This is a genomic window from Verrucomicrobium sp. BvORR034, from assembly GCF_000739635.1.
Lineage (GTDB): Bacteria > Verrucomicrobiota > Verrucomicrobiia > Verrucomicrobiales > Verrucomicrobiaceae > Verrucomicrobium.
This window is the reverse complement of the sequence record NZ_BATQ01000166.1, coordinates 54,747-67,547: the sequence shown is the minus strand read 5'-3', so window position 1 is coordinate 67,547 and position 12,801 is coordinate 54,747. Positions and strand designations below refer to the sequence as shown.

The window sequence follows — 12,801 nt, the reverse complement described above, 5'->3', positions numbered from 1 at the left end:
TCTAGACGTTGAAGTTTGAAGTTTGAAGTTTGAAGTTTGGCGTTTGAAGTTTGGCGGGGAACGAAAGAGAGAATGGGTGCGAGGAAAGCAACGTGAACTGACCCGCCATCGCGCCCCCCCACCTACAAGCTCCGGATGTACATGATCAACGACTCGATCTGGGCATCGGTGAGGACGCCTTTGTAGCTGGCCATGCCCGGGAGGTAGCCTTTGACGATCTTGCGCTGGGGATTGAGGATGGAGTCGCGGAGGTAGAACTCGTTGGCGGACTCCTGGGAGCCGTCGGCGAATTCGCGCTCGATGCCGAAGAGACCTTTCCAGGTGGGGCCGGTCTTGCCTTCCTTGGTGCCATCCACGGAGTGGCAGGCGATGCAGCCCAAGGTGACGCTGAGTGTCTTGCCCAGCGTTTCAGTGGGGAGGCCTTCGATTTGTGGACGGGAGACGATGTCGGTCTTGGTAAGATCGACGCCGGGGAAGCCGCTCTGGGCGAGATTCACCGCGTGGGGCTGGTGGATGGTGAAGTAGGTGACGCCTTCTGCGGGGGTGCCGTTTTCCAGCTTGAAGGTGTGCCGCACCTCGAGCTGCATGACGGGGCCGAGCCCGGGCAGGTGGATGAAGACGGAGCGGCGGTCCTTGGAAACAACAGCCTGGGAGACGCCGACGGGGTCCATGCCGACGGTGCCGTCTTTGCGATAGCGGCCGCTGCCGTAGGCCTTGGAGCGGAGGTAGTTCCAGGCCTGGGCGGTGACCTGCTCGGCGCGTACGCTGTCGGCCTTGAGTGGGGAGGCGAAGTTCAGGATCACCCCATCGGCACAGGACTTGGCGGAGATGGGGCTGGCGACAGGATCGCCGCTGAGACGGAGGCGGCCGAGGGCCTGGAGCTGGGGCGCGCGGGAGTCGTAGATTTGAAATCCTGCCAGCCAGGCGGCGGCACCATCAGGCTGGAGGCGGCCTTGCAGGATGGGGATCTTGGTATCGAGTCCGAGGGGGATGAACGCGCCTTGTGGGATGGGAGCATCGAGGTCTGGGCTGATGAGGAAGAGGCCGCCGTTGCCGTAGGAGAGGTGCAGCAGTTGACCGGCCATGGGGCCGAACTTGTTTCCTGTAATCCAGACCTGCGAGGCGCAGGAGTTGTCCTCCGTGTGAGGGATCCAGAGGAGCGGCGGGGTGAGCTTGGCAGGCTTCTCCTGATTGAAGCCGAAGTGATCGCCAGGGCGGATGAGGTAGCTGACGGAGGAGGGGATGAAGGCGCCCTGCTGGTCGGTGCCGGTGATGAGGCCGGTCTGCGGGTGCACGGTGACGTAGGGCTCCCGCGCGCCGGTGGAGATGATCTCTGCGCTGCGCCCGTCCGGGGTGATGCGGGCGACACTGCCGAGATAGGAGGTGCCGCCGCCGCCCATGGGGATGCCGCCCTGGGAGACGTAGGTGGAGCCATCGGGGCCGATGTCCATGTCCAGAGGGAAGGCGCGTGTGGACTGGCTCTGGCGCATGGCGTCGCTGAAGTTCTCATACCAGTCGGCCTCGCCGTTATGGTCTCGATCCCGCAGGCGCACGAGGCCGTTCTTGGTGGCCACCTGGACCCCGCCATCCACAATGGCGAGGGCCAGGGACTCATGCAGGCCGGAGGCAAAGCGGTGCCAGGTGACGCGCTCGAGGTTGGGGGACTGGAGGCCGTCTGCGAGCCACACATCGCCGTCATAAGTGAGCACGGCGGCGCGATCGGGTGCGAGGAAACCGATGTCGGCGGCGCGCACACGGCGTTTCCAGGGGTTGTCTTCCGGCAGGGCCAGGAGATCAAGGGCGAGGCCATTGGCTTTCACGCTCCCGGTGGTGCCAGCGGTGGTGATCGCTTCCGGCCAGCGTCGGGCGCTGCCCGGCGTGGGGGCGGGCGGGGTGACGCCGATCTGGCCTGGCAGGGAGGAGGCCTCTGCGGCTGCTGGTGCGGAACCTGGGGCGAGCGCCAGTGCCAGCGCCAGGGTGAAGCGGTGTTCCTTCCCGCCGGGTGCAGGGGTGAAGGTGGCGGTGAGTTCACCATCCTGGGTGGCGAGCGTGAGGGCGTCTGAATTGGTGGCGACGGCGAGTAGCGCACCCTCTGGGGTGGAGCAGGTGGCGAGCCGGGTTGTAGGAAGCAACCAGGTGGCCGGGCCGACGGCGAAATGCAGGGGCTGCGACGGCGATGGGGCTGATTGGCCCGGCTCCGGTTGGATCGCGAAGTGGCGCAGGATGACGGTCTGCCCGGAAAGGGGTCGGACCTCATGCCACTCCCGCACCCGAGTCTGGCCCACGCGGTAGTGCAGCACGGCGGTGGTGCCGCAATCCTCGATGCCAAGGAAGCGGCCATGGGCGTCGGGCAGCGCGCCACGGCCCAGATCGCTGGTCGCATTGGGCTGGCGCGGGTCGGTCTTCAGCGCCTCTGCGGAAGTGGCGGCACCGGGCTTGAGTGCGGTGGGGAAGAAGATGGGGCCGGTGGGCCTGGCATGCTGCGCGCCAGCCTTGTCATGAGGTCTGGCGTAGGAGATCTGCGCCATGTTCATGGGGGTCACCAGCGGCTTGTCCGTGGAGGTTGACCAGATGCCGGCGATGCGCAGCAGATCCTGATCAAAGGCGACTGCCATGCCGTGGGCCAGGGGTAGCACGAGGCCGCGCACGGCAAAGTTCTCCGCCAGGGGGCCGCCGGGGACCGTGAGATCCACCTGGGTCTGGTAAAAGGGGAAGTCGGGCTCGAAGAATGGGCCGGGCTTCGGCTTCAGCTCCGCCGCGCTCAGGAGAGGGGCGGCGGTGAGCAGAAGGATGGCGAGGAGAGGGGCGGTTGCTTTCACGGTCATCATGACATGTCCCGGCAGGGGAGGTGGTGACGGAAAAAGCTCTACGGGTGAAAGGGGCGGGTTCTTAGTTCGTGGTTGGTGGTTGGGGTGGAAGGGGAGTCGGGCTTAACCACAGAGACGCAGAGGGCACAGAGACTGAGAATGAAACTGAGGTTAGACAGAATGAACGGAATTTACGGAATTGAGGATGAGGGGGTGGGTTTCCGTTTGCCCGAGTTGGGAGGGGATGGGGGTGCTTGTGCCTTGCCGCGCAAGCATCTGGCTCCGCTTGCGGGGCTGGGGAGTGCGTGCGGGAACAGCCGCTTTTGCGGATCCGGGGAGTTTCATGGAACCTTGAAGCTGGGCAGAGCGGTGGGGCCGCCGCAGCAGGCAAGTAGGGATCGGCTTCTGTCATCCTCGTGCCGGACGACATCTCCGGGCGAACGGGTGCGTTTCCAACAACCGTGAAGTGTTTCGTCGTTCCAGCTTCAGTTTGCTGCCTTTGGGGCGCCGCGGACGTCGTGGGCAGGCTTGATGGTGCCGGGCCGTTGGCCCTTTAGAGCGCTCAATCGCGCTGCTCATGCGGCGAATGCAGCAATCTAAAGATTGAACTACAAACAGCTTCGCCTGAGACGTCGAGGCGCTGACATCGGGCGCTCTGGCCGACATGAGGGCCCTGAGGATCACAGGACGCGGCTGGTGGCGAGCTTCAGACCACCGAGGAAGAGGGGGACGAATGCGGCGATGATGAAGAGGAATCCGGCCTCGATGCAGATGGGCCAGATGAAGGTGCCGGTGAGGAGAGTGAGGGCGCCGGTGATCATGAGCACGCCGGAGAGGCACCAGCTCACGCGAGGTGCGGCAAGGGTGGGGCCGCGTTTCCGACGTTTCAGCAGGACCCAACCGAGGAGCGCGAAGAAGAGGCCTGACAGGCCCCACTTGGCGAGGCTGGCCTGGCGCATGTGCAGGGGCACGTCCTGACAGGCCTGGCGCACTTGCTCCATGATGTAGCCTTGTGGGTTCGTCCGTGGCGTGGCTGGGGCGGTGGCGGGGGCCGGCGTGGTCTGGGCGTGGAATGCCTCCTGCAGCTTCTCGCTGCGGGCGGTGGGGCGGTCCCCTTTTATCAAGATGTAGCCGGAGGCTTCCAGGGTCTGCACCTTTTCGTCCGCGGTCTTGGCATCCACGACGGCGTCATAGACGGTGGCGGGAATGTTCTCGAGTTTGGCGATGGTCTCAATGGCGGACGGATCTTTGCCATCGCCGCTCAGGAGGATGACCTTCTTGTCGTGGAGGGTCTGCCAGACGGGCGGGCTGTCGGGGTTGCGGGTGGCGGCATTGGCCAGCACGTCCTTGACCCGCGCTGTTACGTCGGATTTGTCTTGTTGGGCTTCCACGACCTCCCGCATGGCCCTGATGAGCGACTGCTCTACCCTGCCGAGCATGGAAAGGGCGCTGACATTCTCCACCACGTCTGCGGCGGCGATGACGAGCGGCAGACTGGCCAGAAGGACGGCAAAGGCCGTGGGCTGGAGGATCTTTGCCGCGGTGAGGTGCCAGATGAGCAACAGCAAGGCGAGGGTGTAAAGGGCGAGAAAGCCGAAATCGAGCCGGAGGAGCTTTTGCGCGGAGTCGGTGTCCTGCCCGATGTCTTTCTGGGAGCTGCTGTGTTGCCCCAGTTCCGCGGAGGAGTCTGAGGGGCTGGCCTGCTTCGCGGGGATGCCAAGCACGCCGTGAAACTCGCCGGGATCGTCTGCCAGCCCCATGGCGATGACGGGGCTGGTGACGTCGTCTGTGAAGCCCAGCCCGGTGTGCTTCTTCATGGTGGGGCTCCAGTTGGCGGCTCCGGAGAGGTACACGGTGTAGCAAATGAGAACGACCAGCGCCCACCAGAACAACCAGTACCTGCTGCGTCTTGTATTCATGGTGAGGTGGGTGGGACGGAGGGGCTTTGGTTGATGAGGGCGCGCACTTTTTCGATCAGCTTGCGGGTGCTGTCGGACTTCATCTGCGCCGCGATGTGGGCCTGCTCGGAGGCACGGAGATGCCAGGAAAGCGGAGGTGCCTGGGGGAGGTATCCCGAGGTGCTGGCGGGCTCGTTGTTCCAGTCCTCCAGGGGGATCTCCGGGAGAATGCGGGTGTAGTCGAACCGTACGCCTGAGGCGTGCCTGTCCCACCTTGACTTGAAGATCTTGAGGAGGGCGTCGGGATAGTACTTCTGGGTGCCCTGGCGCACTCCCACGGCGGCGATGATGGGCGAGACGGCGTCGAAGACGGAACCGGCGGTGGACTTGCCTTCATCCTTGCAGGTGTTGGCCGGCGGTTCAGGAAATCCGCTCATGGCGATGAAGATGATGCGGCTGGGCATCTTGAACTGGTGCTGCGGCGGCGGGAGGTGGAGGGGAGCGCGGTAGTCGGCGATGCTGGAGAGCTGGGTCAGGGCCTCATCGAGCCAGGCCAGGGCTCCCACCACGCCGCTGGTTTCATAGTACCCGCCGTCCACCACATGGAGGAGGCTGCAGCCGTTGGGGAAGGAGGCCCAGTTCTCCTGGCCTGGGATGATGTTGACCTCCTTCCACTCGTGATCACTGATGGCGGGGCGTGCGGCGGGGCTCACGAGGGGGAAGGTGGCGGAGAGCCGGGCGGCGGTGGGCAGGGCGATGTCGGCATTGTACCGCCGGCTGAACTCGACCCATCCGCCGGAGGTGGGCTCCTGTGAGGTGTGGACGGTGGAGAAGCTGATGCGCTCGCCCGTCTCCACGACGGTGCCGTTGAGAATGAGGGCGGGCCGCTGCGCCTCTAGCGCGTCTTGACCCCAGGAGGAGAGGGAGGCGTCGGCCAGGCTCGGGCCAGCGCCGAAACGGAGCTCCGCGTTCTCTGAGAAACTGCGCTCCAGGGCCTCACCCCGATCCTTGAGCACCTGGCCGCCGTTTTCCCGGACGAGGAAGGGGAAGGCGACCTTGCGGAAGTCATCGCGCAGGATGGCGAGGGTGACCTCCGCAAGACTGCTGGACTGGGCGGCCAGGGTGGCGGCGCGGAGGGGGATGCCACCCTGGGAGCTGGCACCCGGGGAGGTGGCACCTCCTTTGGGAGAGGTGAAGCTGTAGGCATGGGCATAATACATGGCGCCGACGCTGCCTCCGGAGACGCCGCTGATCATGCGCACCTGCTGGTGGAAGGGGACGCTGTGCGGGTCCGCCGTCTGCAGGCTGGTCTCGATCTCCTCCAGCAGGGCGAGGGGCCATGCCGCGGCCTGGATGCCCCCGCCTGCCAGGCTCAGCACGACGAATGGGGTGTCTGGGTGCTCCCGGCCGTGGCGGCCGAGCATCTGTGCCGGGAGCCCCAGGGATTCGTTCCCGTCTTTGTGAAAGTAGAGGTTCTCTCCTTGAACCACCCTGGGAGGGGCGGCGGTGGATGAGGGGCCGGTGTCTGGCGGGGGATCCACCTGGGCGGCGAGCTCTGCAGATTGCACCGCCTGCTGCGGAGTGGTGGTGAGTGCCAGCACGCCCGACTCGGACTCGATGGCCGACTTGGGTCTGGGGTAGATGGCGTAGAAGTGGTCGCTCTCCCGCCACTGCGTCATGAGGGTGCAGTAGGCGACCACGGTGAGGATGAGCGGGACGCGGTAGAGGTCCAGCAGGTAGGTCAGGCCGGTGCCGACGTAGATGACGACGGTGAAGAGCAGGAAGATGGCGGTCACCGGGGCCAGGGCATGCCTGAGGAAGCCGGTGACGATGACGAGCAGGAGGGCGCCAAGGGTGAGCAGGGCGTAGGCATGGGCGCGGGGCTGGCCTTTCTCAAGCGTCACGGGAGATCCCGGCACGACGGTGGCGATGACGCCGGCGGAGGCACCCATGAACTGATAAAACTTCGCCAGCCGGTTGCCCGCCGCGGTCTTGCCCACCTGGGTCGCCAGCCAGCCGAGCAGGCCACCGCGGACCAGAAAGCCCGTGAGGCCGCCCAGCTTCATCTTGCCCAGCCAGGTCACGATGGGGTGGAAGAGCCGGGCTTTCAGCCACGGGGTGCCGCCCATGAGGGTGGCGACGAGCAGTCCGACGAGGCTTCCGGCCAGCAACCACCACCAACTGGCCCCCGGATCAGCAATGAGCGCGGTGAAGGTGTGATCCACGCTGTGCCACGAGGCGGCGAGCATCCAGCAGATGTTCCCCAGAACGGCGACACCCACTGCCAGCCGCCACCACCGGAGGGCCCGCCGGGAGGTGTCATAGGCTGCGCCGGGGTAGCGCAGGCCCACGCCCTCTGCAAAGGCGCTGGCGACGGAGTACGCACTGCCCCCGGCAAGGACGAACCCGAGAGTCGCGAGCAAGGCCTGGGCAAAGGACTCCACCTCATAGGCACCCACAGTGAGCGCCCGCAGCGGCCCGAGCCACGACAGCAACGGGAACAAGATCATGATGCCGAGTGTCAGCACCGGGACCCGCATGATATACAGGTAGCAAAGCACTCTCAACGGCCGGGTGAACAGCATGCCCAACGCGGCACGCAGGTCCAACGCCACAGATTTGACGAGGTCGATCATATCGATGCATTCAGTTTCAAATGACCCCACCAAGGGGCTGGTGTGAGGAGGCTGTGCAAATATGACTTGGCGTAATAACTATGGTGACCAAAGCGGCCGGTGCAAGTGGAAGTTGTTCCGTAGGGAGGGTGAATGGAGGGCAGGCGTGGGGCGGTGGAGTGGTGGAGTGGTGGTTTCATTGAACCTTGAAGTGAGGGCAGGGCGGTGGAGGCGTGATGGAGAAAGGGCAGCCGCAGCAGGAAAAATAGTCCAGCACTTCAGTGCGTCAGTCGCGCGGCTGACGGCATCCCAATGCCTGACGAGATTTCCGGACGACCCGGTACGTTTCCAATAACCTGGAAGCGGTTCGTCGTTCAAGTTTCAGATGGCTGCCTTTGGAGGCGCTGCGCGGGAGACACAAAACAGAAGACCTGGGCTCAGGGCTCGCGATGTTTCCAGGCGAGGATGGTGGTGGTGGGCTCCGGTCACGCGAGCAGCCAGTGTTGCACGGTCCTGACCGCGAACGGATTCGGAGGTCGCTCTCAATCTGAGTTTGAGTTGTCCGCCTGCTCATGTGGGGGCGGGCTGCATGTCGTCGAAGTTGCCCGCGGCACCGGGCGTTGAATGCCGAATATGACAATCTAAAGATTGAACTGCGAACAGCTTCGCTTGCTTCCGATTTGCTCGCCGCCTCCCGGCCGATGAATCACCGGTTTACTGAATTACTGGATCACCGGCCTACCGATTTACCGAGACTTGAACTCGCCCCATCCTGCGGCAGTATACCGCCCCCTTTTTTCCTTCCAACCCGGACTTCTGTTGCCTCTGCCACCCATGACCGATCCCTTGCAAGATTTTGAACCCGAGACCTGGCTTTGCACTGTGGACCAGGTGCGGGAGTTCCGGGCTCAGCTTGAGGCACTTGGGCAGAAGCTGGTGTTCACGAACGGGTGCTTCGACCTGCTGCATGCGGGTCACGTGCGCTACCTGCGCCAGGCGCGGGCGCTGGGGGATGCCCTGGTGGTGGCGCTGAACTCGGACGCCTCCGTCCGCGAGTTGAAGGGGCCGACCCGGCCGGTGAACACAGAGGAGGATCGCGCGGAGATCCTGATGGCCCTGGAGTGCGTGAACGCGGTGGTGAAGTTCGAAGATCCGCGGGTGACCAAGCTGATCGAGGCCATCGCCCCCCATGTGTATGCCAAAGGGGGCGACTACACCGTGGAGACGCTGAATCCGGAGGAGAAGGCGGCGCTGGACCAGGTGGGCGCGGAGATCAAGATCCTGCCGCTGGTGCCGGGACGCTCCACCACGGCGACGCTGAAGCGAGTGAAGGAAGGGGAGCGGGAGCAGGGGCAGAACCAGGGCGGAGTGGTGGTGACAGGAGGCGCGGTGGCGACTCCCGTGAACTCACCCCAAGACTCCGGCCCACTGCGGATCGGCATTCTAGGCTCCGGGCATGGGAGCAACTTCGAGGCGATCCACCGGGCCGTGGCGGAGGGGCACCTGGAGGCGGACATCCGGGTGGTGATCTCTGACCACGCGGAGTCGCGCATTCTCCGCAAGGCGCGGGAGGCGGGGCTGAATACGATCCACGTGGACGCAGGGGGCGCGGGCTGGAAGCTGCCGGCCAGTGTGCAGAAGGAGATCTGCGATCACCTGAAGCGCCATGACGTGCAGGTGGTGGTGCTGGCGGGCTTCATGCGGGTGTTGAAAGACCCGCTGCTCTCGGAGTTCGCAGACCGCATTGTGAATGTGCACCCCTCTCTGCTGCCCAAGTACAAGGGCAAGGAGGCCTGGGTGCAGGCGCTGGAGGAAGGGGAGCTGGAGACCGGGGCCACGGTGCACCTGGTGAACGCAGAGATCGATGGCGGCCGCATCCTCGCGCAGGGGAAGGTGCCGATACATATCGGTGATACGGCGGACACGGTGCTGGAGCGCATTCACACCGTGGAGCATGAGATCTACCCGCAGGTGCTGGCGGACTGGCGGAAGCTGGGTCTGCCGACGGGATGAGATGCAAAATTAGGAATTAGGAATGCGGGGCGGGCGGGCGTGGTTCTTGCGCACCAGGGGGGGCGTGTTTCGAGTTTGAAGTTTGCAGTTTGGTATTTGAAGTTTCTGCTCTGCTGCCCATTCTTCGCGCCCCCGATTTTCCCCGTTCTCGTTTCCGCCGACTCCGACCATGTCTTTCGCCTTCGACCAGCTCAACCTGCCGCAACGTGAAGCCGTGAAGACCATTCACGGTCCGGTGCTGATCCTGGCGGGTGCGGGCACGGGCAAGACGCGTACGGTGACCATGCGCATCGCCCACATGGTGGATGAGGGCATCTCACCGGCGAACATCCTCTCCGTGACCTTCACGAACAAGGCTGCGAATGAAATGCGCGAGCGTGTGAAGGACATGCTCGGTCCGGCGAAGGGCAAGGACATCACGCTGGGCACGTTCCACGCCTTCTGCATGAAACTGCTGCGTGTGCATGCGGAGGCGATCGGCTACAAGACGAACTTCAGCATCTACAGCCAGAGTGAGCAGGTGAGCCTGGTGAAGAAGATCCTGGCGCGCCTCATGACGAAGGAGGAGTCGCTGGATGCGAACGTGGCGCTGAGCCGCATCAGCAAGGCGAAGAACTACGGCATCAGCCTGGGCGATGCGGCGCAGAGTCTGGATGCGGCGCTGCTGCAGCTCTACACAGATGAGCTGCGCGCGCTGAACGCGATGGACTTCGACGACTTGCTGCTGAAGGCGGTGGAGCTGCTGGAGGAGCATGAGGACGTGCGCAAGCAGGTGCAGCAGAAGCTGCGCTACGCCATGGTGGATGAGTTCCAGGATACCAACACGCTGCAGATGCGTCTGCTGCGCGCGCTGGTGGCCAAGCCCTACAACATCTGCGTGGTGGGTGATGACGACCAGTCCATCTACGGATGGCGCGGGGCGGACATCACGAACATCAACGAGTTCGAGTCCTTCTTCCCCGGGGCCAAGGTCATCAAGCTGGAGGAGAACTACCGCAGTACCACCCCGATCCTGCACACGGCGAACAGCCTCATTAAAAACAACGTGGGCCGTCGTCCGAAGAGCCTGTGGAGCCAGAATCCCGGCTCGCAGCCGGTGCGTCTGGTGTTGGCAGAGGATGACAAGGAGGAGGCGGAGCTCATCTGCGATGAGATGCTGGAGGCGAACCGCAAGGGCGACAAGTTCGACGACATGGCAGTGCTCTTCCGCACCAATGACCAGAGCCGCATTCTGGAGAGCGAGTTCCGCAAGAAGAAGATCCCGTACCGCATCGTGGGTGCACGCAGCTTCTTTGATCGCCGTGAGGTGAAGGACATCCTGGCGTATCTGCACGTCATGGCCAACCCGGATGACGACGTGAGCCTGCTGCGCATTCTGAACACGCCCACGCGCGGCATCGGCACGAGCACGGCGGATCTGGCGCGGGATCACTCGATTGCGAAAAAGACGAGCATCTACGCCGCGCTGAAGGATCCGGCCTTTCAGGCCCTGCTGACCCAGCGCATGAAGATGCTGGTGGGTAATTTCATCGATCAGATCGACCTTTTCAAAGCGCATGCCGCGCAGCCGATGGTGGAGCTGGCCCCGCTGGCGGAGAAGGTCATCGTGGAGATCGGGTATCGCGACTACCTGGCCAAGCTGGCCAAGACGCCCACGGATGTGGAGAACTGGGAAATCGGTCTGAAGATGCTCAAGCAGTCCCTCACGTGGTTCGATGAACGTGATAACAAAGGCACTCTGCAGGACTTCCTGGATGAGACCAGCCTCAACGACGATCGCGAGGAGAAGGATGACATCACGAAGAAGACCGGCGTGTGCTTGATCACCATGCACGCGTCTAAAGGGCTGGAGTTCCCCATCGTGTGGCTGCCAGGTCTGGAGGAGGGCATCCTGCCGCACAAGCGCTCGATTGAGGAAGGCACCAAGGACGAGGAGCGCCGGCTCTTCTACGTGGGCATCACGCGCGCCATGCGCCGCCTCACGCTGAGCCACTGTCGCTACCGGATGAAGTGGGGCCAGAAGCAGACCTGCATGCCCAGCAGCTTCCTCAAGGAGCTGGACAAGACGCACGTGGAGATCTTCGACCACGCGGCCCACATGAAGGAGGATCTGACCCCGGAGGATGCGGCGGATTTCTTTGCGTCCCTACGCAGGCAGATGTCATGAGCAGTGAAAAGTGACAAGTTAAGAGTGAAAAGTAGAGGGCTTGCGGAGGTGGGGAAGTGCGTTGGGAGCCCAACTTTTCACTTTTTACTTACCCCTTTTCACTTCTCCCTCCCCTCCCAGCGTATCCAGGCTACTGTACCCTGTGTCCCTGCCTTCCATGACCGCCACACCGCCTGCCTACAAAATCGGCAATGAAAAGCTGATCAAGATCCTGCCGAATGCTTCGGACAGACTGCTGGGGCTGCTGAAGAAGCAGGGGCGGGCAGAGCATGGGGCCCTGCGGATTGCGGTGGTGGGTGGCGGCTGTTCCGGACTCCAGTACAAGATGGACCTCGTGGATGGCCCGGCCAACAGGGATATCATGGTGATCTCCAGTGAGGTCCGGGTGGTCATCGACCCCAAGAGTGCCCTCTTTGTCTCCGGCAGCGAGCTGGACTACAGCGACGACCTCCAGAGCGGCGGATTCAAGGTGAAGAACCCGAACGCCGTGGTGACCTGCTCGTGTGGGGAGAGTTTTGCAGCCTAGGGCCCGCTGCGCGGGAGACACAAGACTGAAGACCCTGAGGGCAGGGGTGGAACCGTCCCGCGTGCGGGATGGCATCAGGAGGCGCGTGGTCCTGAGGTTGTCTGGGTGCAAAGCGATCGACCGGCTGGCGATGGCCTGGGTGACCTGCGGATGGATGGACGTCATGGGAAGTTTGCGGCGTGATTCCGCTTAAAAGCGGTACTCCAACCCTGCTGCGGAACGGGGGCAGTGGTTTGATTGGGCCGTTGGGGGAAGGAGGCGGGTGGCTGGCGAAAGGGTAGCGCAGATTGGCAATCGGCAGAGGCTGCGCAGTGCAATTGGCGAAGTTGGGCGATGAACTTGGATCGGGGAGTAGTCCGGCTGTCCCCAGTCGGTGCGGGAGCGAAGGGGAGGAATCGCACCAAGATCTTCCAAGCATCCCCACACCGCTCCTACCACTTCGGCAGCAATGGGTTGCACATTCTGCTTGCATCTTTTCAATTCGATGGAAAACTGCCCGTCCACTGGAATTAAAACGGGTTTGTAGCTCAGTGGTAGAGCAGGAGACTCTTAATCTCTTGGTCGTGGGTTCGACCCCCACCGAACCCACCATTCCTTTCGGGGTGCATCCCCGTGCGGGGATTGACAATGCGATCTGACAGATCGGCGCGCGCTGGATTTGAAATGAGCCGCTCAACCACTGCGGCGCAGTATCGGTAGGATGGTTCTAGCTGTTAACGCGTATTTGTCGTCGAAGCGGTGCACATTTTTGCGATCCGATATGGTTCTCTTGTGT

The 12,801-nt window shown here is 63.4% G+C and carries 6 protein-coding genes and 1 tRNA gene; 4 read left to right on the top strand and 3 right to left on the bottom strand.

What is annotated here, in order from left to right; all coding sequences use genetic code 11:
* Positions 1-122: 122 nt before the first annotated feature.
* The 3 genes from BV034_RS28940 to BV034_RS28930 all read right to left on the bottom strand — a co-directional run bounded on the left by BV034_RS28940 (position 123) and on the right by BV034_RS28930 (position 7,341).
* Positions 123-2,828, bottom strand: coding sequence for a DUF6797 domain-containing protein (locus BV034_RS28940; protein WP_050030423.1), 2,706 nt, complete (start codon positions 2,826-2,828; stop codon positions 123-125).
* A 659-nt stretch (positions 2,829-3,487) separates the two neighbouring features.
* The gene (locus BV034_RS28935; RefSeq protein WP_265593586.1) at positions 3,488-4,726 is read right to left on the bottom strand and encodes a hypothetical protein; all 1,239 of its coding nucleotides are present in this window, start codon (positions 4,724-4,726) and stop codon (positions 3,488-3,490) included.
* On the bottom strand, positions 4,723-7,341 hold the full coding sequence (locus tag BV034_RS28930) for a hypothetical protein (protein WP_050030421.1): 2,619 nt from the start codon (positions 7,339-7,341) through the stop codon (positions 4,723-4,725). The genes BV034_RS28935 and BV034_RS28930 overlap by 4 nt, the downstream gene beginning before the upstream one ends.
* An 813-nt stretch (positions 7,342-8,154) precedes the next feature.
* Between BV034_RS28930 and purN the strand changes: the two genes are divergently transcribed.
* The 4 genes from purN to BV034_RS28905 all read left to right on the top strand — a co-directional run bounded on the left by purN (position 8,155) and on the right by BV034_RS28905 (position 12,617).
* Positions 8,155-9,333, top strand: coding sequence for a phosphoribosylglycinamide formyltransferase (gene purN, locus BV034_RS36535; RefSeq protein WP_265593585.1), 1,179 nt, complete (start codon positions 8,155-8,157; stop codon positions 9,331-9,333).
* 169 nt (positions 9,334-9,502) lie between these two features.
* Entirely contained in the window at positions 9,503-11,500 is a 1,998-nt protein-coding gene (locus BV034_RS28915) for a UvrD-helicase domain-containing protein (protein ID WP_050030420.1), read from the top strand.
* Between the two features lie 157 nt (positions 11,501-11,657).
* Complete coding sequence (locus tag BV034_RS28910) at positions 11,658-12,026, top strand: iron-sulfur cluster assembly accessory protein (RefSeq protein ID WP_050030419.1); 369 nt, start codon at positions 11,658-11,660, stop codon at positions 12,024-12,026.
* A gap of 516 nt (positions 12,027-12,542) precedes the next feature.
* A tRNA-Lys gene (locus BV034_RS28905) sits at positions 12,543-12,617 on the top strand.
* The last annotated feature ends 184 nt before the right edge of the window (positions 12,618-12,801 follow it).

What these genes read in the sequence shown, in the direction of transcription:
- BV034_RS28915 (WP_050030420.1), top strand. Translation starts at nt 9,503, where the DNA reads ATGTCTTTCGCCTTCGACCAGCTCAACCTGCCGCAACGTGAAGCCGTG.
- BV034_RS28935 (WP_265593586.1), bottom strand. Translation starts at nt 4,726, where the DNA reads ATGAATACAAGACGCAGCAGGTACTGGTTGTTCTGGTGGGCGCTGGTC.
- BV034_RS28910 (WP_050030419.1), top strand. Translation starts at nt 11,658, where the DNA reads ATGACCGCCACACCGCCTGCCTACAAAATCGGCAATGAAAAGCTGATC.
- BV034_RS28940 (WP_050030423.1), bottom strand. Translation starts at nt 2,828, where the DNA reads ATGATGACCGTGAAAGCAACCGCCCCTCTCCTCGCCATCCTTCTGCTC.
- BV034_RS28930 (WP_050030421.1), bottom strand. Translation starts at nt 7,341, where the DNA reads ATGATCGACCTCGTCAAATCTGTGGCGTTGGACCTGCGTGCCGCGTTG.
- purN (WP_265593585.1), top strand. Translation starts at nt 8,155, where the DNA reads ATGACCGATCCCTTGCAAGATTTTGAACCCGAGACCTGGCTTTGCACT.